Origin of the sequence: Arthrobacter sp. SPG23 (genome assembly GCF_000876655.1) — a bacterium.
Lineage (GTDB): Bacteria > Actinomycetota > Actinomycetes > Actinomycetales > Micrococcaceae > Arthrobacter.
The window spans coordinates 1-23,897 of record NZ_JYCN01000014.1; the positions used below are offsets into that span (position 1 = coordinate 1).

Genomic DNA, 23,897 nt, shown 5'->3' on the forward strand with positions numbered 1-23,897 from the left:
CAGGCCGCGGGATAGTTTCTAGGTAATGGATCTTCCGGATGAGCCGGGGGCCGCTGGGGATGCCGATCGGATCGGGTCCGTTGACTGAAGGAGAAAACTAATGGCTATTTGGGGTGCAGACATTGCTCAGCTCAAGGCACTGGGAACCAAGCTTCAGGCTGGTTCGTCCGAGATCGAGAAGGCCAAGTCGCAGCTGACGAAGGCTCTTGACAGCACCGACTGGAAGGGCCCGGACGCTGAGAAGTTCCGCAGCGAATGGTCCGGCCGCCACGTAGCGGACCTGGCCCGGGTGGCGCGTGCCCTGGAAGAGGCCGGCAAGCAGGCCAGCAAGAACGCTGCCCAGCAGGAAGAGGCTTCCCGCTAGGGAACGCCGCACCGCCGGCAATGCTGAAACGGAGGTCCCGGACGCAGCAAAGCGTCCGGGACCTCCGTTTGCCGGTAGCCGGACAATGTCGGAGATCTAGGGCAGGATAGGTCTGTGAGCACAGGGAACACGGCAGCAGAAACTGAAACGCAAAGCATGACCGGGGCAGGCATAAGCCAATCGGGCACCGACCGGGATCAGGTGCCCTCCGGTGCGGTGCGCGAGGAATACGAGAACCTGGTGGAAGAGGTCCGCAAGCACCGCTTCGCGTACTACCAGGAGGACGCGCCCATCATTTCGGACGCCGAGTTCGACGAGCTCTTCCGGCGCCTCGAAACAATCGAAGCCATGCACCCGGAACTCGTGGCCAACGATTCGCCCACCCAGGAAGTGGGCGGCGAAGTGTCCGCCGCCTTTGCCGCCGTCGAACACCTCCAGCGGATGTACAGCCTGGAGGACGTCTTCTCCCTCGAGGAACTTGAAGCCTGGATCGCCAAGGCCGAGGCGTCCGTGGCCAAACTCGGGAACGGTACTGCCGGACCCGCATGGCTCACTGAACTCAAGATCGACGGCCTGGCGGTGAACCTGCTCTACCGCGACGGCAAGCTGGTCCGCGCCGCCACCCGGGGGGACGGCTACACGGGCGAGGACATCACCCACAACGTCCTGACCATCAAGGAGATCCCGCAGCAGCTGACCGGCGGAAACTACCCGGCCGAGATGGAGGTCCGCGGCGAGGTCTTCATTCCGTCCAAGGCCTTCGCCGAATACAACGAGGCCTTGATCGAGGCAGGTAAGGCGCCGCTGGCCAACCCGCGCAACGCTGCCGCCGGCTCGCTCCGGCAGAAGGACCCTGCGGAAACTGCCAAGCGCCCGCTGCGCATGTACGTGCACGGCATCGGCGCCCGCGAAGGGCTGGAGACCGTCAGCCAGTCCGACACCTACCGCCAGCTTGCCGAATGGGGCCTGCCCACCAGCCCGTACTTCGAGGTCCTCGGCAGCCTGAAGGAAGTGCTGGATTTCATCAAGCGCTACGGCGACAAACGGCACAGCCTCACCCATGAGATCGACGGCATCGTGGTCAAGGTGGATGATTTCGCCACGCAGCGCGCCCTCGGCTACACCTCGCGGGTCCCCCGCTGGGCGGTGGCCTACAAATACCCTCCGGAGGAAGTCCACACCAAGCTGCTGGACATCGCCGTGAACGTGGGGCGCACCGGCCGGGTAACCCCATTCGGCATCATGGAACCCGTGAAAGTTGCCGGGTCCACCGTAGGAATGGCCACCCTGCACAACCAGGACGTGGTCAAAGCCAAGGGTGTGAAGATCGGCGACATCGTAGTGCTGCGCAAAGCCGGGGACGTCATCCCGGAGATCGTGGGGCCGGTCCTGGCACTCCGGGACCAGCAGGAACCGCCGGTGCGTGACTTCGTCATGCCCACGGAGTGCCCGTCCTGCGGGACGCCGCTTGCCCCCGGGAAGGAGGGCGACGTCGACATCCGTTGCCCCAATTCCCGTTCCTGCCCGGCCCAGCTGCGCGAACGCGTCTTCCATGTGGCCAGCCGCGGCGCGTTCGACATTGAGGCCCTCGGCTGGGAAGCGGCGATTGCCCTGACCCAGCCGGCCGAGCCCGCAACGCCTCCGCTGACCAGCGAGGCCGCGCTCTTCCGGCTCACCCGCGAAGACCTTGCCGATGTCCGGATCCGCCGTGAGAAGCGGTCCAAGGGCGTGGCTACGGGCGAATTCGAACTCGTGCCGTACTTCTACACCAAGGGCACAGCCAAGTCGCCGTCCAAGCCGACTGCCACCACGGAGAAACTGTTCAACGAGTTGGAAAAGGCCAAGACGCAGCCCCTGTGGCGCGTTCTGGTCGCGTTGTCCATCCGGCACGTCGGCCCGCGGGCATCGCGGGCGCTCGCCACGGCCTTCAGCTCGATGGACGCCATCCGGCAGGCCTCGGAGGAGGAACTCGCCCACGTCGACGGTGTGGGCCCGGTGATCGCGGCTGCGCTGAAGGAATGGTTCGCCGAGGACTGGCACCGCGAAATCGTGGACACATGGGCTGAGGACGGCGTGCGGATGGAGGACGAGCAGGACGAATCCACCCCGCGGACCCTGGAAGGGCTGACCGTGGTGGTCACCGGAAGCCTTGAGGGCTTCAGCCGGGATGAAGCCAAGGAAGCCATCCTCATCCGGGGCGGCAAGGCGTCGGGATCCGTCTCCAAGAACACCAGCTACGTCGTCGCGGGTGAGAACGCCGGAACGAAACTGGACAAGGCCGAACAGCTCGGCGTTCCCGTGCTGGACGAGGACGGCTTCCGCGCGCTGCTGGCCAACGGCCCGGCCGGCTTGGCTGACTCCGCGGACGCGGCCGAGTCGGACGCGGCCGGTTCCGCGGACCACGCCGCCGGCAAGGGCGACGCCCTCGAAGATCACCAGGAAGAGCCGACGGAATGAGCCTCACCGCAGCGGACCTGCTCGAAGTGGCGAAAGCGGCAGCCGCGGCCGGAGCCGCGGTGCTCGCCACCCGCAATGGCGACGCCCTGGACGTCAGCAACAAGGGAGCCTCGGGTGACTGGGTCACCGCCTTCGACGTCGCGGCCGAAAACGCCGTGCGTGAAGTCATCGGCCGCGTCCGGCCGCAGGACACCGTCACCGGCGAGGAACATGGCACCCTCCGCCGGGACAACCCCAGCGGATACCGCTGGTCAATCGACCCGCTGGACGGCACCACCAACTTCATCCGGAACATCGTCTATTACGGCACGTCGGTGGCGGTGGCGGATCCCGACGGCGTCTGGCTTGCCGGCGTCGTGAATGCCCCGGCCCTGGGCCGCATCTACTACGCGTCGCGCGGGGGAGGCGCCTGGCTCGAGGAGCGGGGGCAGCGGACCCAGCTCACCGGACCTGTTCCGGGCCGGGCCGGTCAGATCCTGGCCACCGGCTTCAGCTACGATCCCGGCGTCCGCGCCGAGCAGGCAGCGGCACTCGGCGGTTTCATGGAAGGTTTTGCCGATGTGCGCCGGCTGGGGTCCGCTGCCCTGGACCTCTGCCTGGTGGCGGACGGAACCCATGACGCCTTCGGCGAACGCGGACTCAATGAGCACGATTTCTCGGCGGGCGCCCTCATCGCCGAGGAAGCGGGGTGCTGGGTGCGCCGGCCCCGCCTCACGAGCCCCCTCGACGGCGGACCGTCGGACGAGGAACGCCTGGCGGCCTGGACGTGTGCTGGCACCCTTGAGCTGTCGGGCAAGTTTCCGCTCTAGGAGCCGGCTCAGGCGTGGCGCCGGCTCAGGCGTGCGCGCCCGCGAGTCCGGCGGCGCCTGAGTACCGGTTGAGCGGGCGCTCCAGCCCGTAATGCCCCCGGAGCGTGTCGGCTGTGTACTCGGTACGGAACAGGCCGCGCTGCCGGAGGACCGGCACCACGTGGTCCACAAATGTCTCAAGCCCTGAGGGCAATACTGCCGGCATGATGTTGAAGCCGTCGGCAGCGCCGTTCTCAAACCAGAGCTGAATGGCATCGGCCACCTGCTCCGGTGTTCCTGAGAAGGTGCGGTGCCCGCGGCCGCCACCCAGGCGCCCGATCAGCTGCCGCACCGTGAGGCGTTCGCGGCGGGCAAGCTCCACGATCAGGGTGTAGCGGCTCTTGGCACCCTGGATGGAATCCTCATCGGGGAGGTCGGCGGGCAGTTGCCTGTCCAGCGGCAGGTCGTCCGGGCTGACGCCCAGCGTCCTGGCAAGTTCGATCCGTGCATACTCCGGACGGATCAGCTCATCGAGTTCGCGTTCAAGCTTCCTGGCCCCGGCTTCCGTACCGGCCAGCACAGGCACGATTCCGGGAAGGATCTTGATGCCTTCCGGGTCGCGTCCGGCTGCAGCGGTGCGGGCCTTGAGGTCGCGGTAGAAGCCCTGCGCGTCTTCGAGCGTCTGCTGCGCCGTGAATACGGCCTCGGCGTAGCGTGCGGCAAGGCCCTTGCCGTCTTCGGAGGATCCCGCCTGGACAATCAGCGGGTAGCCTTGCGGCGACCGCGGAACGTTGAGCGGCCCGCGCACCTTGAAATGCTTGCCGGCGTGGTCGATCGGCCTGACCTTCTCCGGATCCGCCCAGACGCCCGCTTCCTTGTCCGCCACCACGGCGTCGTCGTCCCAGCTGTCCCACAGCTTGCCGGCGACGTCGAGGAACTCTGCCGCCCGCTCATAACGCGTTGCATGCGCAGGCTGGTCGTCTACGCCGAAGTTCCGCGCGGCGTCGGGCCCGGCAGTGGTGACCACGTTCCATCCCGCACGGCCGCCGCTGACGAAGTCGACGGAGGCAAAACGCCTCGCAAGGTTGAACGGATCGTTATAGGTTGTGGACGCCGTGGCAATGAGGCCGATCTTCTCGGTTGCTGCGGCGATGGCGGTCAGCAGCACCGTAGGTTCGAGCTTTCCGGCCGGCCGGCGGCCCACGTTGCCGAAGATCACGGGCGAGTCGGCGAAGAAGATGGAATCGAAGGTGCCGCGCTCGGCAATCCGGGCGAGGGCGCGGTAGTGGCTGATGTCCAGGCTGGCCAGCGGGTTGCTTTCGGGCAGCCGCCAGGAGGCTTCATGATGCCCGGTGCTCATGAGGAATGCGTTGAGGTGCAGCGTGCGCTGAGGGGATGCCATGGGAGGGTCCTGTCCATCGGGCGGCGTGGTTGCCGGCGTCGGTGGTGCAAATCAACCACAGCCCGGCGGCGGCCGGCCAGCGCCGCCGACCACTGGAGCAACGCCCGGAAATGCAGGGAAACACCCGGAAATACGGGGCCATGCAGGGCAACGCAGAGCAACGCCGCGAAACGGAGGGCAACTCAGGGCAACACCCGGACGCAGAGCAACGCCGCGAAACGGAGGGCAACTCAGGGCAACACCCGGACGCAGAGCGCGTAGTGATAGTTCAGTCACGGAAACGGCACTTTCAGGGGAACCGGGATGCGCCCGCGACTACCATGGATAAGTGCATTCGCAGATCATCATTCGTCCCGCCGTCCCGGCCGATTTCGACGCCGTGGCCCGCATTACGCGGGACGCCTACCTCGCCGCCGGCTACTTCGCGAGTGCCGACCACCCCTACATGCTTCAGATCCAGGACGTGGCCAAACGGGCCGGCCAGGCCACCATCTGGGTTGCCGAGCGGGCGGGGCGCATTGTCGGTTCGGTGACGCTCGCCGTCGCGGGTGAACCTTTCGCGGATATCGCACTGCCGGACGAACTCGAATTCCGCATGCTGGTGGTGGACCCGTCGGTCCAGCGCAGCGGCGCAGGCAAGGCCATGGTCGAGGCGATCATCGACCACGCAAAGTCGCTGGACGGCATCAAGGCCGTGGCCCTCACCACCGGCCGCACGTGGGAGAGCGCGCACGGCCTGTACCGGAAGACAGGCTTCCACCGCGTTCCTGAGCGCGACTGGTTCGTGACGGACACCGACATAAAGCTGCTGGTTTACCGGCTCGACGTGTAGCCGCCCTAAAGTGGTGCCGACTCAAGGCACCATCGAAAGGCACACCCATGCGCAAGACATTCGGCTCCGGCTCCACGTGGGAGCAGACCCTCGGATATTCCCGTGCGGTGCAGGTGGACAACACCCTGTACATCTCCGCCACCGCGGCGAGCGGCGACAACGGCATCGTGGGCGAGGGCTTCTACACCCAGACCAGGTACATCCTGGAAAAGCTGGGCGCCGTCCTGGCCGAGGCCGGATTCGACTATGCCGACGTGGTGCAGTCCAAGCTGTACCTGACGGACATCAGCAAGTGGGAAGACGCCGGCCGCGCCCACGGCGAAGTCTTCGGCGAGATCCGCCCCACCTTGTCCCTGGTCCACGTGCTGCCGTTCCTGGACCCCAAGATGCTGGTGGAGATCGAACTGGTGGCCCAGAAGAGCGCCAGCTAACCGGCTCCAACGCTACTTCGCAGGCAGGCCGTAGCGGTGTTCCGGGCGGCCGGTTGTTCCGTAGCGCAGCTGGATGTCGACGGCGCCGTCGTCCGCCAGCGAGGACAGGTACCGCTGGGCGGTGGCCCGGGAGACTCCCACCCGCCCGGCGACTTCGGCCGCGGAATACTGTTCCCCGGGCACCAGTGATTCGAGCACGGCGGCCTCGGTGGCGGAGCGCGGCTTGGCGGTGGGCGCCACGTCGCCGGGAATCAGCGAACGCTTGGCCCGTTCCACCGTGTCCTGGTCCAGCGCCCCCGGCTGGGCCAGGATCCGCCGGTACCGGGCATAGGAGCGCAGCTGCTGCGAGAGGGACTCGGCTGTGAACGGCTTCAGCAGGTAGCCCAGGGCGCCGCGGCGGAAGGCCACCCGCAGCGAGGCCGCGTCCGACGCCGCACTGAGGATCATGGTGTCCACGTCCAGCTGTCCGAGCAGGTCAAGGCCGGACGCATCCGGCAGGTACACATCCAGCAGCACCAGGTCCGGGCGCAGGCTGTGGATGGCCTGCAGCGCCAGCGATGCCGAACCCGCTGGCGGCAGCGCCAGGAAACCAGCCACCGAATCCACGTAGGCCGCGTGCAGCTTGGCGACGTGGAAGTCGTCATCCACGATCAGCACCCTGAAATCCTCAGCCATCGTTGTCCTTTCCGGTTACTTCGCTGATCCCGGCGGTGGTCCGCGGCAGTGTCGCCATAAAGACGGCGCCCGGGCCGCCGGGGGAGCCGGCTTCCAGGACCCGGACGTCCCCGCCGCGGCGCCGCGCAAGCTGCCGGGCCAGGGCCAGCCCCAATCCCTGCCCGCCGCCGGCACGCGCCGGCCGAGCCGACGTCGTAAACCCCTCGGCGAACACGGCATCCGCACCGGGCCCGTCCGCCCCGCCCGCCGCGGAGTGCACGGCCAGGCCGTCGCCGGAGTCCGCGACGACTATATGCAGCGTGCCGCCGTCGGGTCCCGGTTCGTCCAGCAGCTCCACTTCCACCCAGCGGTCCGCCGCGGAACCGGCGACGGCGGCGTTCACGGCGTTGTCGATCAGGTTCCCCAGCACCGTGGTGACGTCCTGCGGCTCGGTGACCTGGCCGCGCACCAGCGTTTCCGGGCCGATGCGCAGCATCACGCCGCGTTCGTCCGCTTCCACGCCCTTGGCGCCCACGAAAGCCTGCAGGTACGGGTCCTGGAGGAGCTCCGCCTGGTCCACCGGGAACTTCAGCGGTCCCGTGGCAGCCAGCCGGGCCAGGTAGTCGCGGGCCTGCTGGTGCTGCCCGATGCTCATGAAACCGGCAATGGTGTGCAGCTGGTTGGCGAACTCGTGGCGCTGGGCCCGCAGCGCCGTGGACATGGTGCCCACGGCATCGAGCTGGCGGGTCAGATGCTGGAGCTCGGTGCGGTCGCGGAGCATCACCACCCAGCCCAGGTCTTCCTGCCGGTGCAATGCCTTGCGGGCGCTGGCCACCAGCACGCGGCCGCCGGCGATGACTTCGACGGCGTCGGCTTCCGCGGCGTCCGGCAGGGTCAGCGCCTTCAGCTGTTCCGGGACCGGGGCCTGCTTCCACGGCGTGCCGGCGAGGTCCGGCCGGTCGAGGAGCCGCTGGGCGGCTGCATTGAAAACACTGATCCTGCCGTCGGCCGAAACGCCGATCACGCCGTCGTCAACGCCCTGGAGAACCGCCACCTGGTCGTGCACCAGCGTGCTGATCTCCTCCGGTTCCAGGCCGAGCGTCAGCCGTTGCAGGCGGCGGCGCAGGAGGAACGAGGCCAGGATTCCGGCCAGCAGCGAACCCGCCGCGGTCAGCGCAATCGGCATGATGTCGCGGGCCAGGCTCTGGATCACGCTCTCCGTGGAATACCCCACGCTGACCTCGCCCACCACCGTGCCCGAATCCGGTCCGAAGACCGGCACCTTGGCCCCCGCTGAGGGCCCCAGCGTTCCAGTGTTCCGGGTGGTGACCTCCTTGCCGGAGAGCGCCTCGGACGGATCCGTACTGACCTTTTCGCCCAGCCGGTCGGCATCCGGGTGGGCCAGGCGCAGGCCTGTCTCGTCTGTTATCACCACGAACAGCGCCCCGGTGCGGGTGCGGGCACCTTCAGCCACCGCCATCAGCGGGCCCGCCAGCAGCACGGATGCCGGGGGAGTGCCCGCTTCGCGGCTGATGGCCTGGACTTCCTGCCGGACCGCAGGATCCGAGGCGACGGTGCGGGCCAGGGTGAGCGCCTGGTTCTCGGCTTCGCGGCCCAGCCGCTCGTACGTCAGCCAGGCATGCACGGCGCCGCTGAGCAGCACAACGAGCAAAACCACTCCGAGCTGGAGCAGCAGGGTCTGCGTGGAGAACCGCAGCGGCGGTGCCGGACGCTTCATTGCCCTCCTGACGGGGTGGTGCTGACGGGGTGGTGGCTGCTGAGCTAAATGAGCAAAATGCTCCCAATAAGCAGTATGCCAATCAATTGAGCCAAAGGCACTGCCGTGACGCGGGCCACTCTAACGTCTGTAGTGCGCATCACACCGGAGTGGTGCCATTGACTGACAAAGGAGCCGGCCGTGCTGGTATTACTTGGATTCGCCATGATCGCGGTATTCATGGTGCTGATCATGACGAAGAAGTTGACGCCAGTGTTGGCGCTGATCATCGTCCCTACCGTTTTCGGGCTTTTCGCCGGAGCGGGGCTGGGCATCGGGGACATGGTCATGGACTCCATGAAGTCCATGACGTCCACCGCAGCCCTGCTGATGTTCGCCATCATCTACTTCGGCCTGATGATCGACGTCGGGCTGTTCGACCCCTTGGTGCGGTTCATCCTCCGCAAGCTGGGCAACGACCCCGCCAAGGTGGTGCTCGGCACCGCCATCCTGGCCGCCGCAGTGTCCCTCGACGGCGACGGCTCCACCACCTTCATCCTCACCACCGCGGCCATGCTGCCCGTCTACCTGCGCCTGAAGATGAGCCCGGTGGTCCTGACCTGCGTCGCCGGCCTCGCCAACGGCACCATGAACATCCTGCCGTGGGGCGGCCCCACCGCCCGCGCCGCCACGGCGTTGAAGATCGACGTCAACGACGTCTTCGTCCCCATGATTCCGTCCCTGATCGCAGGCCTCGTGGTGGTCTTCGCCTTCGCCTGGCTGCTTGGCCTGCAGGAACGCAACCGGCTCCGCGCCACCGCACCGGAAATCTGGGGCGTGCCGGATACTGCAGAAGAGTTCGACGGCGGCATCACCGGCGGCGGTAGCAGCACCTCCCGCCGCGGCCCGGGCAACGGCGGCACCGGCACCGCACCGGGCGGCCCCGCCGTCGGCGGTTCAGTCGCAGTCCTCGAGCGCACCGAATCCCTCGTGGACGACCATGACTCGGCCATGGCGGACACCGCCCTGGACCCCAACCGCAAGACCCTGCGCCCCAAGCTGTTCTGGTTCAACCTTGGCCTGACGGTTGCCGTCATGGTCACGCTCGTCGCCAACGTCATTCCGCTGCCGTTCGTCTTCATGGTGGGCTCCGCCATCGCCCTGCTCATCAACTTCCCCAAGGTCAAGGACCAGGGTGCCCAGCTCATCGCCCACGCCCCGTCCATCGTGGCCGTGGTCAGCATGGTCATGGCCGCAGCGGTCCTCACCGGCGTACTGAAAGGCACCGGCATGGTCGAGGCCATGTCCGCCTGGCTGGTCCAGATCATCCCCACCAGCATGGGCCCGTTCATGGCCGTGATCACCGGCGTCCTCAGCATCCCCATGACGTTCTTCATGAGCAACGACGCCTTCTATTTCGGTGTCCTCCCCGTGCTGAGCGAGACCGCGGCACACTACGGCGTCAGCGCCGCCGACATGGCGCGGGCCTCCATCACCGGCCAGCCGTTCCACCTGCAGAGCCCGCTGGTGCCCGCCATCCTGCTGCTCGTGTCGCTGGCCAAGGTGGACCTGGGCGACCACCACAAGAAGGTGCTGTGGCGTACCGCCGTCATCTCCCTCGTCATGCTCGGTGTCGGAATGCTGACGGGAGCCATCGGCATCGGCTAGGGTAAAGCTGCCCGCGGCTCCTGTTGCCTGCAGCTCACGCTGCCTGAGGCCGGCGCCGCGGGTCGGTGTTGCCCGTCTGACGCCCGCTGGGGGTCGTCAGGCGGGCACACTGTTGCAACGTAGACTATGGAGGAAACCAAAACTACATTGCAGGGGAGATCCATGGCTGCGATCAACCGCGACGACGTCGCGCATCTCGCGCGTCTCGCGCACATCGAGATGAGTGCTGAAGAGCTGGACCGGATGGCCGGCGAACTCGCCGTCATCGTCGAATCAGTGAAGTCCGTAAGTGAAGCCGCCGGTGATGATGTCCCGGCCACGTCCCACCCGATTCCGCTGACGAACGTGTTCCGCGAGGACGTTGTGGGCCACACCTTCACCTCCGAGCAGTCCTTGAGCGGTGCCCCTGACGCCTACGAAGGCCGCTTCAAGGTTCCGGCAATCCTGGATGAGGACTGACACATGACTGAGAACAACGTACTGATCCGCCTCTCCGCCGCCGCGCTCGCCCGGAAGCTCGCAGCCGGCGAGGTCACCTCCGTTGAGGTCACCCAGGCGTACCTCGACCGCATCGCAGCGGTGGACGGCGGCCCGCGGGGCGTGCACGCCTTCCTGCACGTCAACACCGAGGAGGCGCTCGCCGTCGCCGCGGAGGTGGACGCTATCCGCGCCGCCGGCGGCGCCCCGGCAGCGGAACTCCATGAACTCGCCGGCGTTCCCATCGCCGTCAAGGACCTCATCGTCACCATCGGCCAGCCCACCACTGCCGGCTCCAAGATCCTCGAAGGCTGGCACAGCCCGTACGACGCCACGGTGGTCAAGCGGCTGCGCGACGCCAAGATGCCCATCCTGGGCAAGACCAACCTGGACGAATTCGCCATGGGTTCCTCCACGGAGCACTCGGCCTACGGCCCCACCCGCAACCCGTGGGACCTGGACCGCATCCCGGGCGGTTCCGGCGGCGGCTCGGCTGCTGCCGTCGCCGCCTTCGAAGCGCCCCTTGCCCTGGGTACGGACACCGGCGGATCCATCCGCCAGCCCGGCGCCGTCACCGGCACCGTGGGCGTCAAGCCCACCTACGGCAGCGTTTCCCGCTACGGCGCCATTGCGATGGCCTCCTCGCTGGACCAGATCGGCCCCGTCTCCCGCACGGTTTTGGACTCGGCCCTCCTGCACCAGGTCATCGGCGGCCACGACCCCCACGACTCCACGTCCCTGCCGGACCCCCTGGAGGACCTCGTTGCGGCCGCCCGGCTGGGCAACGTGGACGGCATGAAGATCGGCATCATCAAGGAACTCCACGGCGAGGGCTACCAGGCCGGCGTCGAAAACCGCTTCAACGAATCGCTGGAGCTGCTCAAGCAGGCCGGCGCGGAAATCGTTGAAGTGTCCTGCCCCAACTTCAAGTACGCGCTGGGTGCCTATTACCTGATCATGCCCTCTGAGGCTTCCTCCAACCTGGCCAAGTTCGATGGCGTCCGGTACGGCCTGCGGGTCCTGCCCAAGGATGCGCCGCTCACCATCGAACGCGTGATGGGTGCCACCCGCGCCGCAGGCTTCGGCGACGAAGTGAAGCGCCGCATCATCCTGGGCACCTACGCGCTCAGCGCCGGTTACTACGACGCCTACTACGGCTCGGCCCAGAAGGTCCGCACGCTCATCCAGCGTGACTTCGAGGCCGCGTTCGCGCAGGCCGACGTCCTGATTTCCCCGACGGCCCCCACCACGGCCTTCAAGCTCGGCGAGAAACTGAACGACCCCCTGGCCATGTACCTGAACGACGTTGCCACCATCCCGGCCAACATGGCCGGCGTCCCGGGCCTGTCCCTGCCGGGCGGCCTGGCCGATGAGGACGGACTGCCGGTGGGCATCCAGCTCCTGGCCCCGGCCCGCCAGGATGCGCGCCTGTACCGTGTGGGTGCCGTGCTCGAATCGCTGCTCGAGGCACAGTGGGGCGGTCCGCTGCTGGACAAGGCGCCGGAACTGGCTACCTCGGTGGTCGAGCCTGCCGAGACCCTCGAAACCCAGGAGGCAAAATAATGAGCACTGACGCAACCCTGAGCTTCGAAGAGGCCATGGAGAAGTACGATCCCGTCCTGGGCTTCGAGGTCCATGTGGAGCTCAATACCAAGACGAAGATGTTCTCCTCCGCCCCGAACGTGTTCGGCGACGAGCCGAACACGAACGTCAACGAGGTGGACCTCGGCATGCCCGGCGTGCTGCCCGTGGTGAACAAGACAGCCATTGAGTCCTCCATCAAGATCGGCCTGGCGCTCAACTGCAAGATCGCCGAGACCTGCCGCTTCGCCCGGAAGAACTACTTCTACCCGGACACCCCGAAGAACTTCCAGACCTCCCAGTACGACGAACCCATCGCGTACGACGGCTACCTGGACATCGAACTCTCCGACGGCACCGTGTTCCGCGTCGAAATCGAACGCGCCCACATGGAAGAGGACGCCGGCAAGCTGACCCACATGGGCGGCGCCGCCGGCCGGATCCAGGGCGCGGACTACTCGCTCGTGGACTACAACCGCTCCGGTGTACCGCTGGTGGAAATCGTCACCAAACCGATCCAGGGCGCCGGCAGCCGCGCGCCCGAACTGGCCAAGGCCTACGTCGCCGCCGTGCGGGAGATCGTCAAGAACCTCGGCGTTTCGGACGCGAAGATGGAACGCGGCAACGTGCGCTGCGACGCCAACGTGTCGCTGCGCCCGCACGGCCGTGAACGCTTCGGCATCCGCTCCGAGACCAAGAACGTGAACTCGCTGCGCGCCGTCGAACACGCCGTCCGCTACGAGATCCAGCGGCACGCCGCCGTCCTGGACTCCGGTGAGCCGGTCATCCAGGAAACGCGCCACTGGCACGAGGACACCCGCTCGACGACGTCGGGCCGGGCAAAGTCCGACGCCGACGATTACCGCTACTTCCCGGAGCCGGACCTCGTTCCGATTGTCGCCTCCCGCGAATGGGTGGAGGAACTGCGGGCCACCCTGCCCGAACCGCCGGCCGAGCGCCGCAAGCGCCTGCAGGCCGACTGGGGCTATTCGGACCTGGAATTCCGCGACGTGGTCAACGCCGGCGTAATGGACGAGATCGAGGAAACCATCGCCGCCGGTGCCACGGCAACCGTGGCCCGTAAGTGGTGGATGGGCGAGATCGTGGGCCGTGCCAAGAACGCCGACGTGGACCCCGGCCAGCTGGGCGTCAAGCCGGAGACCATCGTGGAGCTGAACAAGATGGTGGAAGCCGGCAAGATCAACAACAAGATGGCCGCCGAAGTCCTGGACGGCGTCCTCGCCGGCGAAGGCACCCCCGCGGAGATCGTGGAGAAGCGCGGCCTGGCCGTGGTCTCTGACGACGGCCCCCTGCTGGAAGCCATCGACGCGGCCCTCGCCGCGCAGCCCGACGTCGCTGACAAGATCCGCGGCGGCAAGGTGCAGGCCATCGGCGCGATCGTGGGCGCCGTCATGAAGGCCACCCGCGGTCAGGCCGACGCAGGCCGGGTCCGCGAGCTGATCCTCGAGCGTCTCGGCGTCGAAGGCTAAGCAAGCCTGTTTTAACCCAACTGGGTCGCAGTTAATGATCGTTTTGAACGCTCATAACGACATCTACTGCGACCCAGTTGGGGTTAAGGGGACACGAGCCCTGCCATGATGTCTTCGAGGGCCTCGCACACCATCATCACCGAGGTCCGCTTGAGGTTTTCCGGCCGGGCCAGGATGTCGATCCGGCGCCGGGTGCTGATGCCGCTTAGGGGCCGCAGGACGATCTCCGGGTTCAGCACAGGCTTCGCCGTGTGCCGCGGCAGCAGCCCGATCACGCTGCCCGTCGCCACCAGCCCCGCCACCGTGGAGTAGTCGTTGATCCGGTGGACGATGTTCAGTTCCCTGCTGGACACGGCGGCGACGGCGGACAGCACATCCGCGGGGGAGTACCCGGCGTGGCTGGTCACCCATGGTTCGCCCACGACGTCGTGAGCTGTCAGTGTGTCCTTGGCCGCCAGCCGGTGGCTGGCGGATAGTGCCACGTCCAGCGGCTCGTGCGCGAGGGGGATAACGGCCACCCGTTCCTCCGGCCAGCGCGGGCTGTGGTCCATGCGGTGCGCCAGCACCAGATCGTACCGTGCCGTCAAGGCGGGAAAATCCTGCTGGGCCACGTCCTCGTCGGTGAGCAGCACCCGGGGCTTGTCCGGAGAATCCAGCAGCCGGGCCAGCGGCGCGAACAGTGCCTGCCCGGCACTGTGGAAACCGCTCACCGTCACGGGAGCCACCGTGGAACCGTGGTACGCCCCGATCGCCATCCGCGCATCGGCCATGGCACTGACGACGGCGGCTCCGGCGTCGGCCAGGGCCTGGCCGGCTTCGGTGAGCACCAGGTTCCGGCCCTCCTTGCGCGTCAGCGGCACCTCAACGCTGCGCTGCAGTGCCGCCAGCTGCTGGGACACGGCCGACGGCGTGACCAGGAGAGTTTCGGCCACCGCCTTGACGCTGCCCAGCGCTCCGAGTTCCCGAAGCATTTCCAGCTGGTGGATTTCCATGCCCCCCATTCTATTGCTTAGGGAATGCTAAATCGTCGATTGAGAAGAATTCGGTTGTGCTAATGCTTCTTTGTGGTTCTAATGAAGGGGTCAGCCCGGCAGCACCTCCGCGGGGCGCCCCGTTCCTGAGAATAGATATCAAGAGTAAGGAAGCCAATGAAGGCTCTGTACAAAGCCGGTGCACACGCCGGATTTGAGCTGGTGGACCGCCCCGAGCCGGTAGCGGGCCCCGGCGACGTCAAGATCCGCGTGATGACCACCGGGATCTGCGGCACGGACCTTCATATCCAGTCCTGGGATGCCTGGGCGCAGAGCATGATCGAGGCTCCGCTGATCGCCGGCCACGAGTTCTACGGCGAGGTGGTGGAAACCGGCGAGGACGTCCGCGACGTCAAAGTGGGCGACCGGGTCTCCGGCGAAGGGCACATTGTCTGCGGCATCTGCCGCAACTGCCGCGCCGGCCGCCGGCAGATGTGCATCCACACCGTGAGCGTGGGAGTCCAGCGGGACGGCGCCTTCGCCGAGTACGTGGTCATCCCCGAGACCAACGTCTGGGTCCACCAGGATCCTTCAGTCACCCCCGAACTTGGCGCCATCTTCGACCCCTTCGGCAACGCCGTCCACACCGCCCTGAGTTTCCCGCTGGTGGGCGAGGACGTGCTGATCACCGGCGCCGGGCCCATCGGACTGATGGCCATCGCCGTCGCCCGCCACGCCGGGGCCCGGAAGATTGCCATCACGGACGTGTCCGCACCGCGGCTGGAGCTGGCGCGCCAGCTGGGCGTGGACCTCGCCATCGATGTGTCGAAGATGCGGGTCAAGGACGCCCAGCGTGAACTCGGCATGCGCGAGGGATTCGACATCGGAATGGAAATGTCCGGACACCCCACCGCCCTGCCGGAGATGATCGACAACATGAACCACGGCGGCCGGATCGCGATGCTGGGCCTGCCGAGCCAGTCCATCGACATCGACTGGGGCAAGGTGGTCACGCATATGCTGACCATGAAGGGCATCTACGGGCGTGAAATGTTCGAGACCTGGTACGCCATGAGCGCCATGCTGTCCTCCAACCCGGTGCTCCACGCCAACATTTCGGCGGTGGTCACGGACACCCTGCCCGCCACGGACTGGGAGAAGGGCTTCGAGGTTGCCCGCGCCGGTGTGGGCGGCAAGGTTGTCCTCGACTGGACCGTTTTCTAGTCCCCAAACTTCCACCCCCAAAGACTTTCGGCACCAGAACACAAGAATTCACCCAGCTGAGGAGCGCACCCCATGTATTCAGCCATCAAGGACCAGCTGCAGAGCGAGCTGGATGAGATCCGCACGGCGGGCCTGTTCAAGACCGAACGCCACATCGACTCGCCCCAGGCCAGCCACATCACGGCAGGCCAGATCGGCGAGGCGGGCGCCGACGTGCTGAACTTCTGCGCCAACAACTACCTGGGCCTGGCCGACCACCCGGACATCATTGCCGCCGCGAAGGCGGCGATGGACGAGCGCGGCTTCGGCATGGCCAGCGTACGCTTCATCTGCGGAACCCAGGACCTGCACTTGGCACTGGAGGCGCGCGTCTCCAAGTTCCTGGGCACGGAGGACACCATCCTCTTCTCCAGCTGCTTCGACGCCAACGGCGGCGTGTTTGAGTCCCTCTTCGGCCCCGAGGATGCCGTCATCTCCGACGCCCTGAACCACGCGTCCATCATCGACGGCATCAGGCTCTGCAAGGCCCGGCGGTTCCGGTACGCCAACCGCGACATGGCGGACCTCGAAGCGAAACTGGTCGAGGCCACTGCGCAGGAGAACCCGGCCCGCCGCACGATCATCGTGACGGACGGCGTGTTCTCCATGGACGGCTACCTCGCGCCGCTCGAAGCCATCTGCAACCTGGCCGAAAAGTACGATGCCCTGGTGATGGTGGACGACTCCCACGCCGTCGGCTTTATGGGCGCCACCGGTGCGGGGACCCCGGAGCACGCCGGCGTGGGCCACCGTGTGGACATCTACACGGGAACGTTCGGCAAGGCCCTGGGCGGGGCGTCCGGCGGCTACGTCTCCGGCCGCGCTGAGGTGGTGGCCATGCTGCGGCAGAAGGCGCGCCCCTACCTGTTCTCCAACTCGCTCGCGCCGGCCATCGTGGCCGCCACGCTCAAGGCGCTTGACCTCGTGGAGAACTCCGCAGAACTGCGTGCCAAACTGTTCGCCAACGCCGACCTGTTCCGGAACCGGATGGCGGAGGAGGGGTTCGACCTTCTGGACGGCGAGCACGCCATCGTGCCCGTGATGTTCGGGGACGCCGTCATGGCCGCGAAGGTGGCAGACCGGATGCTCCAGCACGGAGTGTTCGTCACCGCCTTCAGCTATCCCGTGGTGCCCAAGGGGGCCGCCCGGATCCGGGTTCAGCTCTCCGCAGCGCACAGCACCGAGGACGTCGAAGCCTGCGTCCGGGCGTTCGTGGACAGCCGCGACGGTGTGGGGGCGTAAGGTACTGACGTGACGCCCCGCCGGGTGCAAGGATGTAGGCATGTCAGCAAATTACGATGTAGTGATTGTGGGCGGCGGCATTGCCGGGCTGTCCCTCGCCTCTGCCCTTGCCGGTAAATGCAGCGTTGCACTCGTCGAGGCCGAACAGTCCCTCGCCTATCACACCTCGGCCCGCTCGGCCCGGCAACTAATCCCCAGCTACGGCCCCATGGTGGTGCAGGAGCTGACTCTCCGCACGCTCGGGCTGATTGCGGCGCGGGACGCGGAGCTTCCGGAGCCGGTCCTTTCGCCGCGCAGCTTCATGCTGATCGGCGACGAAGACACCGTCCGGGAAGAAGCCAGCGGACACATGCACCGGATCTCCCATGCCGAGGCACTGGAGCTGTGCCCGGTGCTGGATCCCGGATTCTTTACCGCGGCCGGCCTGGACACCGGCTCGTTCGCCTGCAACGCCCCCGTGCTGCTGGAAGACCACCGGCAACGCGCCGAGGCGGGCGGGGTGGACATCGTCACCGGCGCCAAGGTCCATTCCGCCCAGCGGCTGGGATCAGGCTGGGAGCTCGGGGCGGGCCAGGAAGCGTTCCAGGCCGGAGTTGTGGTTAATGCCGCCGGAGCCTGGGCCGACGAACTGGCCGTGATCAGCGGCGTGGAGAAGCTCGGCCTCCAGCCGTACCGCCGGACGGCGGCGATTGTCGGCGTCGAACACCCCCTCCCGGAGGCCTGCCCCATGGTGGCGGCGGCGGACGAATCGTTCTACTTCCGCAGGGAGGGGAACGGCGTGCTGATCTCGCCGTCGGAATCCGTGCCGAGCGGCCCCGAGGACGCGAAGCCGTACCCGGGCGATGTGGAGGCGCTGGTGGCGCGGCTCAACGCGGTGACCACGCTGGGCATCACGAACGTCGAGTCCTCGTGGACCGGCCTTCGCACCGAAGCTGCCGACGGCGTGCCGGTGGTGGGGTTCGACGCCGAAGCCACCGGATTCTTCTGGCTCGCCGGACAGGGCGGTTACGGTTTCCAGACCTCGTCCGGGATTGCGGAACTGGCAGCGGAGCTGATCCTGTCAGGACCGTCCGTGGGGCAGAGCGCCTGGGACGGGGAGGCCGGGCTCAGTCCGGCATCCCGGACAGCGGCGGCCCTGGCCGCGACCCGCTGGTCCATCCGGCACTGAAGAATAGACTCATGAGCACCCTGATCACCAATATTGCCGAGCTGATGACCCAGGACGTGGAACACCGCGTCCTCAAGGACGCCGCCGTGGTGATCGAAGGGGAGCGTATCTCCTGGCTCGGGCCGGCGTCGGCAGCGCCGGCCGCTGACGACGCAGTGGACGCCGGCGGCCGCGCCCTGCTGCCGGGCTGGGTGGATTCGCACACGCACCTGATCTTTGCCGGTGACAGGACCGCGGAGTTCGAGGCCCGGATGGCCGGCGAAAGCTACAGCGCCGGCGGTATCGCCGTGACCGTGGGCGCCACCCGCGGGACGAGCGACTACGACCTCACCCGGCTCGCCCTGGGCCGCGTGGCCGAAGCAGTCTCGCAGGGAACCACGTACCTGGAAACCAAGACCGGCTACGGACTGGACGTGGAGAACGAAACGCGCAGCGCGCGCATCGCCTCCACGGTGGCGGACGAAGTCACCTACCTGGGTGCCCACCTGGTCCCAGCAGGTGAGGACCCGGACGAATACACCGACCTGGTGTGCGGGCCCATGCTGGCGGCCGTGCGGCCCTACGTCAGCTGGGCGGACGTGTTCTGCGAGCAGGGGGCCTTCAACGAGGAACAGTCGCGCCGTGTGCTGCAGGCCTGCAAGGATGCGGGCCTGGGCCTGCGCGTCCACGGCAACCAGCTCGGCGAAGGGCCGGGCGTGCAGCTGGCTGTGGAGTTCGGCGCGGCGAGCGTGGACCACGTGAACTACCTGTCCCGCGCCGACGTCCACGCCCTCGCGGACACCTGGTCCGGCTGGGAATCGGCGGCCGGCGCCGGCGAGCGGGGCACCGTCGCGACGTGCCTGCCGGCCTGCGACCTCTCGACCCGCCAGCCGCTGGCCCCCGGGCGCGAGCTGCTCGACGCCGGGGTGCCGATTGCCCTGGCCTCCAACTGCAACCCCGGCACCTCCTATACGAGCTCCATGGCGTTCTGCGTCACCACCGCCGTTCTCCAGATGCGGCTGAGCATCCACGAGGCCGTCCGCGCCGCGACGTACGGCGGTGCGCTCGCGCTACGGCGGGAATCGGGGAACGACGTCGACGGCGAACGGGCGGTGGGTTCCATCGCCGTCGGGCACCGCGCGGACCTGCACCTGCTCAACGCACCCTCCGCCACGCACCTGGCCTACCGGCCGGGCATCCCGCTGACCCACGCCGTCTGGCGGGCGGGCGCCCGCGCCCGCTGATTTTGCTTTCGAACGGATGCCTTTCGATCTAGTGCTTCCTACCCTGTCGGCATACCCCAGGAGATAACCGTGGCCGGACTGTTGAAGGAACTGGGCTTCGCTCTCGACCAGCTGTGGGCTCAGCGCCAGGGGCCGGCCGGACTGGCCCGACGCCGGGAGGCCCGGCTTGCGGCGATCGTTGCGCACGCCAGGACCAGCTCGCCGTTCTACCGTCACCTCTACCGGGACGTGTTACCCGCCGGGCGCTCCGACGGCGTCGTCCTGGCGGAGCTTCCACCGGTCACCAAACAGGTGCTCATGGCCAACTTCGATGACTGGGTCACGGATCCCGCCGTCACCCGGGCCGGAGTCGATGCTTTCATCGCCGACCCGTCCCTGGTGGGAACACCTTTCCTGGGCCAATATTTCGTCTGCACAACGTCGGGCACCACCGGTCACCCCGGTATCTTCGTGCACGATCCCCATTCCCTTGCGGTCTCCCAGGCCTTCATTCTCCGCATCGACCTGGCCTGGCTGTCGCCCGCCGAGCTGCTGGCACTGGCCCGCCGCGGCCTGCGCTGGGCTGGCGTTGTAGGCACTGGCGGGCACTACGCGGGCGCGGGCTGGATGCAATGGCAGCGCCGGCGCAGCCGGTGGCGCCGCCGCGCGTTCCAGACGTTCCCGGTGCAACAGCCGTTGGCACGGCTCGTGGCAGCCCTCAATGTCTACGACCCCTCGGCTGTCACCGGCTACCCGAGTGCCCTTGCGCTGCTCGCCGAGGAACAAATGGCCGGCCGGCTGCAGCTGAAGCCGGTGATCGTGGAGCTGGCTGGCGAGTCCAGTGCTCCGGACGCGCGGGCCCGCATCGCGGAGGCGTTCGGGGGCGCCCTCCACGATGCTTATGCGGCCTCCGAGTTCACACCCGCTGGCATTCGATTGTCCCCGCGGCTGGCTGCACGTCAACAGCGACTGGGCCATCCTGGAACCCGTCGACGCGGACTTCCGGCCCACGCCGCCGGGGGAGGCGTCCCACACGGTGTTGCTGAGCAACCTCGCCAACCGGGTCCAGCCGCTGATCCGCTACGATCTCGGCGACTCGGTGCTGGCGAAGACAGGTCCCTGTGAATGTGGTAATCAGCTGCCCGCCATCCGGGTCGCGGGCCGAAGCGACGATGTCCTCCGCCTCCTCGCCGCGGACGGGACCACGGTCCGGGTGCTCCCGCTCGCCATCGGGTCCGTCGTCGACGAAACTCCCGGACTGCACCGCAGCCAGCTGGTGCAGACAGGACCGGCAACCATCCGCCTCCGGCTCGAACCGGAACCCGGCGCCGACGCCGCAGCGGTGTGGCGCACGGCCTCCGCGAAGCTGCTGGAGTACCTCGCCGGGCTGGAACTGCGGAACGTCGGCGTCGTCCGCGCGGTCGAGCCGCCAGAACAGAGCGGCACGAGCGGGAAGTTTCGTCAGGTGATCGCCCGGCTGCCGGAATGAAGCGCGGCCGCTAGAAGAACATGGGCGGAGCGTCCAGGACTGTCTCGTCCACCCGGCGGTCCTCCCACTGGCTGAACGGCTTGTCCAGTTCGTACTTGCCCTTGCGGGTGCGCACCAGGATCCGCACCTCGGCATTGTCCGGGTTGTTGAGGGACTCGAAATACTCCACGGACCAGTGGAACCAGCGCATGCAGAACAGCCGCATGGTCAGCCCGTGGGTCACAAAGAGGGCGTTCGGCGCGTAGCTGGGCTTGGACCAGTGCCGGTGCAGGGTTTCCATAAACGAGGAGATCCGGTCGTAGACGTCGGAGCCGGATTCACCCTCGCGGAACCGGTAGAAGAAGTGGCCGTAGGCGTTCCGGAGCTCCTTCTGGTCCTCGATGTCCCCGGCGATCTGGAAGTTGGCCCAGTCCTGTTCGCGGAGCCTGGGTTCTTCGATGATCCGCTCCACGAGCGGTCCCAGGTTGAGCGCTTCGAGGGTCTGGTAGGCCCGGAGATACGGCGAAACATAGACACACACCGGCTGCCCGTTAAGTTCGCGGCGGATGTTCTCGCCCGCGGCCCGGGCCTGTGCCACGCCGAGTTCGGTCAGCGGTATCCGGTAATCGGGCACCCGGTTATAAATGGAAGTGTCGGCATTGGCGGCGGACTGGCCATGCCGGATCATGATGATTTTTCCGGGCGCACTCATAAATCCCAAGCATAGGCCCCGGACCACGCAGCATCCGGGTGGCCTTGCCCCGGGACTCCAGAAGCGGCGGACAGGAAAGAACCAGAAAGGGAAGGCAAGATAGGAACATGCTGGTTCCCTCCCGCCGTCGTCTGCGGATAGAAGTCTGGATTGTCCTGGGTCTGTCGCTGGGGCAGTCCGCCGTGTATTCGGTGGTGCAGCTGCTGGACAAGCTGACGCGTGCACCCTTGGCCGAAGGGACCTCCACCCTCAACCGGTCGCAGAGCAGCCGCGAATACTTCGACCTGACGTACCAGTTGCTGGATATTTTTTTCGCGCTGGTGCCGGTGGCGCTGGTCATCTACTTTCTCACCGAGCACCGGGCGGCGGGGCAGTCCGGGGCCTCGGCCTTCCGCCAACTCGGTTTCAACTTCGCCCGCCCGGGGAGGGACCTGCTGCAGGGGCTGGGCCTTGCAGCGCTGATCGGCATCCCGTCGCTGGGGCTGTACGCAGCCGGCCGGGCCCTGGGCATCACTACGGCCATCATCCCCAGCGCGCTGGATGCCTACTGGTGGACGATTCCCGTGCTGATCCTGTCCGCAATCCGGCACGGGATCGTGGAGGAAGTCATCGTGGTGGGGTACCTGCTGGACCGTCTCGGCAAGTTCGGTTGGGGCATGCCGCTGGCCATCTTCGCCAGCTCCATGCTCCGGGGCAGCTACCACCTCTACCAGGGCTTCGGTCCGTTCATCGGCAACGCAGTCATGGGCGTTGTCTTCGCCTGGATCTACACGAAGACCCGCCGGGTCATGCCGCTGGTGATCGCCCACGCGCTGCTGGACATCGTGGCGTTCGTCGGGTTCAGCCTCTTCGGCAAGGCCATCGGGCTGGGCTAGCTGTACTGCTCAGGGACGCCTGAGGGACGTCTCGGGCCGGCCGCCTAAAAGGATTCGGCCGCTATCGGTGGGTGGCGTCATTGGCACCCGCTGATAGCGGCCGAAGTTTGTCAAGGCAGCGCGCTGCCCGTGGTCCCTGCGGACCACACGGTGGAAGGGGGTTAGATGGTTACTGCCCCGGAGGCGGTTTCGAACGTGACGGAGAGGATTCCCGGCGTTCCCTTCGGAGCGACCCATTCAACGGCTACATCTTCGAGCGGCTTTTCGACCGGTTGGCCGAGCCATTCCGTGACACGCTCGGCCGAGCCGGCGATGGTGAGGCTGGACATCTTCACGTTGCTTGGGTAGGCGTTGGACGGGTGAAGCTCCGGGTCGCCTTCCCACTTGAGCATGTACGGCACCTGCGGATCCGCAATGAGGCCCAGGATGCCAATCTGCTTCCAGACGAGTTCGCGGCCGTCGGGGAACTTGCGGTTGCCGTTAACAGCCGAGCGGCCGAGGCGTTCTTCGAACGGTGCCAGGTCGTCCACTTCGACGCACCAGCCCATCCAGCCGCCGCCCGCTGCGGAGCGGGCCCGGACAGCCTGCCCGAACGGAGCCTTGTCGGATGCCGGGTGGTCCAGGACCTCCACGACCTCCAGGTACTTGTGCCCGGCAAGCGGGATAATCATGTTGCGGGTGCCAAAACGGGGGTGTACCCCGCCCTTGACGGCTTCGACGCCGAGGGCAGATGCAATACGGTCGGTGGTGGCAGCCAGGCCATCCTGTTCACAGGCGTAAGAGACGTGATCCATGCGCATGCCCTCATCTTGGCACTTTGTGATGGAGCTCTCAGCTAAGGGTATCCTTACCGAGGTGGGATGTTGTTCCGGACCGGCCTGAGGCCCGTGAAATCACGCGGCCGACGTCCTTCGTCACAAACCTGTTCACACACAATCCGCCCTTTCTACACTGGGTCCAGGTCATGAGCGCCAGCATCGAGCCCCGGCTTGCTGGCCGGCAACCCTCGTTCCGCGGTGGGGTGCCCCGGGTGAAGACCTGGCCCTCCGGCAACCGCCGGGCGGCAAGCGCGGCACCAGGCCGGCCCGGCATACCGTACGCCCGGCCATGGTGCCTTCCTTGGAAGGAGCCCCCC

At 67.1% G+C, this 23,897-nt stretch carries 22 protein-coding genes and 1 riboswitch; of the genes, 16 read left to right on the top strand and 6 right to left on the bottom strand.

The window, feature by feature from the left end:
- The first annotated feature begins 100 nt into the window (after window positions 1-100).
- The 3 genes from TV39_RS06715 to TV39_RS06725 all read left to right on the top strand — a co-directional run bounded on the left by TV39_RS06715 (window position 101) and on the right by TV39_RS06725 (window position 3,630).
- A complete protein-coding gene (locus TV39_RS06715) occupies window positions 101-364 on the top strand; it encodes a hypothetical protein (protein WP_043479689.1) in 264 nt (87 codons plus the stop codon).
- A 156-nt stretch (window positions 365-520) separates the two neighbouring features.
- Complete coding sequence (gene ligA / locus TV39_RS06720; protein WP_043480243.1) at window positions 521-2,821, top strand: NAD-dependent DNA ligase LigA; 2,301 nt, start codon at window positions 521-523, stop codon at window positions 2,819-2,821.
- The gene (locus tag TV39_RS06725) at window positions 2,818-3,630 is read left to right on the top strand and encodes an inositol monophosphatase family protein (protein WP_043479937.1); all 813 of its coding nucleotides are present in this window, start codon (window positions 2,818-2,820) and stop codon (window positions 3,628-3,630) included. The genes ligA and TV39_RS06725 overlap by 4 nt, the downstream gene beginning before the upstream one ends.
- Window positions 3,631-3,655: 25 nt before the next feature.
- Here TV39_RS06725 and TV39_RS06730 read toward each other — a convergent pair whose 3' ends face one another.
- The gene (locus tag TV39_RS06730) at window positions 3,656-5,011 is read right to left on the bottom strand and encodes an LLM class flavin-dependent oxidoreductase (RefSeq protein ID WP_043479940.1); all 1,356 of its coding nucleotides are present in this window, start codon (window positions 5,009-5,011) and stop codon (window positions 3,656-3,658) included.
- A gap of 328 nt (window positions 5,012-5,339) precedes the next feature.
- Between TV39_RS06730 and TV39_RS06735 the strand changes: the two genes are divergently transcribed.
- Together TV39_RS06735 and TV39_RS06740 are read left to right on the top strand one after the other, a co-directional pair.
- Complete coding sequence (locus TV39_RS06735) at window positions 5,340-5,843, top strand: GNAT family N-acetyltransferase (protein ID WP_043479943.1); 504 nt, start codon at window positions 5,340-5,342, stop codon at window positions 5,841-5,843.
- 47 nt (window positions 5,844-5,890) lie between these two features.
- Window positions 5,891-6,274 (top strand): RidA family protein, encoded by a 384-nt coding sequence (locus tag TV39_RS06740; protein ID WP_043479945.1) that lies wholly within the window; start codon window positions 5,891-5,893, stop codon window positions 6,272-6,274.
- Window positions 6,275-6,286: 12 nt separating this feature from the next.
- Here TV39_RS06740 and TV39_RS06745 read toward each other — a convergent pair whose 3' ends face one another.
- Together TV39_RS06745 and TV39_RS06750 are read right to left on the bottom strand one after the other, a co-directional pair.
- A complete protein-coding gene (locus TV39_RS06745; protein WP_043479948.1) occupies window positions 6,287-6,949 on the bottom strand; it encodes a response regulator in 663 nt (220 codons plus the stop codon).
- The gene (locus TV39_RS06750) at window positions 6,942-8,666 is read right to left on the bottom strand and encodes a sensor histidine kinase (protein WP_200890969.1); all 1,725 of its coding nucleotides are present in this window, start codon (window positions 8,664-8,666) and stop codon (window positions 6,942-6,944) included. The genes TV39_RS06745 and TV39_RS06750 overlap by 8 nt, the downstream gene beginning before the upstream one ends.
- 180 nt (window positions 8,667-8,846) lie before the next feature.
- Here TV39_RS06750 and TV39_RS06755 point away from each other — a divergent pair, with 180 nt between their 5' ends.
- The 4 genes from TV39_RS06755 to gatB all read left to right on the top strand — a co-directional run bounded on the left by TV39_RS06755 (window position 8,847) and on the right by gatB (window position 13,861).
- A complete protein-coding gene (locus TV39_RS06755) occupies window positions 8,847-10,313 on the top strand; it encodes a CitMHS family transporter (protein ID WP_043479950.1) in 1,467 nt (488 codons plus the stop codon).
- A gap of 162 nt (window positions 10,314-10,475) precedes the next feature.
- A complete protein-coding gene (gene gatC / locus TV39_RS06760; RefSeq protein WP_043479953.1) occupies window positions 10,476-10,772 on the top strand; it encodes an Asp-tRNA(Asn)/Glu-tRNA(Gln) amidotransferase subunit GatC in 297 nt (98 codons plus the stop codon).
- Window positions 10,773-10,775: 3 nt separating this feature from the next.
- A complete protein-coding gene (gatA, locus tag TV39_RS06765) occupies window positions 10,776-12,353 on the top strand; it encodes an Asp-tRNA(Asn)/Glu-tRNA(Gln) amidotransferase subunit GatA (protein ID WP_043479954.1) in 1,578 nt (525 codons plus the stop codon).
- Window positions 12,353-13,861, top strand: a complete 1,509-nt coding sequence (gatB, locus tag TV39_RS06770) for an Asp-tRNA(Asn)/Glu-tRNA(Gln) amidotransferase subunit GatB (RefSeq protein WP_043479956.1) — start codon at window positions 12,353-12,355, stop codon at window positions 13,859-13,861. Before gatA ends, gatB begins: the two co-directional genes overlap by 1 nt.
- Window positions 13,862-13,944: 83 nt before the next feature.
- On the opposite strand, the gene TV39_RS06775 is transcribed toward gatB, so the two are convergent.
- On the bottom strand, window positions 13,945-14,853 hold the full coding sequence (locus TV39_RS06775; protein WP_043480247.1) for a LysR family transcriptional regulator: 909 nt from the start codon (window positions 14,851-14,853) through the stop codon (window positions 13,945-13,947).
- Window positions 14,854-15,009: 156 nt separating this feature from the next.
- Here TV39_RS06775 and tdh point away from each other — a divergent pair, with 156 nt between their 5' ends.
- From tdh to TV39_RS21995, 6 genes are all read left to right on the top strand, one after another.
- Window positions 15,010-16,056: an L-threonine 3-dehydrogenase gene (gene tdh, locus TV39_RS06780; RefSeq protein ID WP_043479957.1), complete on the top strand. Its 1,047-nt coding sequence runs from the start codon at window positions 15,010-15,012 to the stop codon at window positions 16,054-16,056.
- Between the two features lie 72 nt (window positions 16,057-16,128).
- Window positions 16,129-17,337, top strand: a complete 1,209-nt coding sequence (locus TV39_RS06785) for a glycine C-acetyltransferase (RefSeq protein ID WP_043479959.1) — start codon at window positions 16,129-16,131, stop codon at window positions 17,335-17,337.
- A gap of 40 nt (window positions 17,338-17,377) precedes the next feature.
- Window positions 17,378-18,505, top strand: a complete 1,128-nt coding sequence (locus TV39_RS06790; protein ID WP_043479961.1) for an NAD(P)/FAD-dependent oxidoreductase — start codon at window positions 17,378-17,380, stop codon at window positions 18,503-18,505.
- 11 nt (window positions 18,506-18,516) lie between these two features.
- Window positions 18,517-19,728 (top strand): imidazolonepropionase, encoded by a 1,212-nt coding sequence (hutI, locus tag TV39_RS06795; protein ID WP_043479962.1) that lies wholly within the window; start codon window positions 18,517-18,519, stop codon window positions 19,726-19,728.
- A gap of 69 nt (window positions 19,729-19,797) precedes the next feature.
- Window positions 19,798-20,832 carry a hypothetical protein gene (locus TV39_RS06800; RefSeq protein WP_052500516.1) on the top strand — a complete coding sequence of 345 codons (1,035 nt, stop codon included), beginning with the start codon at window positions 19,798-19,800 and terminating at the stop codon, window positions 20,830-20,832.
- Entirely contained in the window at window positions 20,744-21,196 is a 453-nt protein-coding gene (locus tag TV39_RS21995; protein ID WP_144406344.1) for a hypothetical protein, read from the top strand. Before TV39_RS06800 ends, TV39_RS21995 begins: the two co-directional genes overlap by 89 nt.
- A 10-nt stretch (window positions 21,197-21,206) precedes the next feature.
- Here TV39_RS21995 and TV39_RS06805 read toward each other — a convergent pair whose 3' ends face one another.
- The gene (locus TV39_RS06805) at window positions 21,207-21,887 is read right to left on the bottom strand and encodes a histidine phosphatase family protein (protein ID WP_043479964.1); all 681 of its coding nucleotides are present in this window, start codon (window positions 21,885-21,887) and stop codon (window positions 21,207-21,209) included.
- A 107-nt stretch (window positions 21,888-21,994) separates the two neighbouring features.
- On the opposite strand from TV39_RS06805, the gene TV39_RS06810 reads away from it, so the two are divergent.
- Window positions 21,995-22,762 (top strand): CPBP family intramembrane glutamic endopeptidase, encoded by a 768-nt coding sequence (locus TV39_RS06810; protein ID WP_043479965.1) that lies wholly within the window; start codon window positions 21,995-21,997, stop codon window positions 22,760-22,762.
- 161 nt (window positions 22,763-22,923) lie between these two features.
- On the opposite strand, the gene TV39_RS06815 is transcribed toward TV39_RS06810, so the two are convergent.
- Window positions 22,924-23,562, bottom strand: coding sequence for a VOC family protein (locus tag TV39_RS06815; protein ID WP_043479967.1), 639 nt, complete (start codon window positions 23,560-23,562; stop codon window positions 22,924-22,926).
- Between the two features lie 160 nt (window positions 23,563-23,722).
- Window positions 23,723-23,838, top strand: a riboswitch (SAM riboswitch).
- Window positions 23,839-23,897 lie beyond the last annotated feature (59 nt).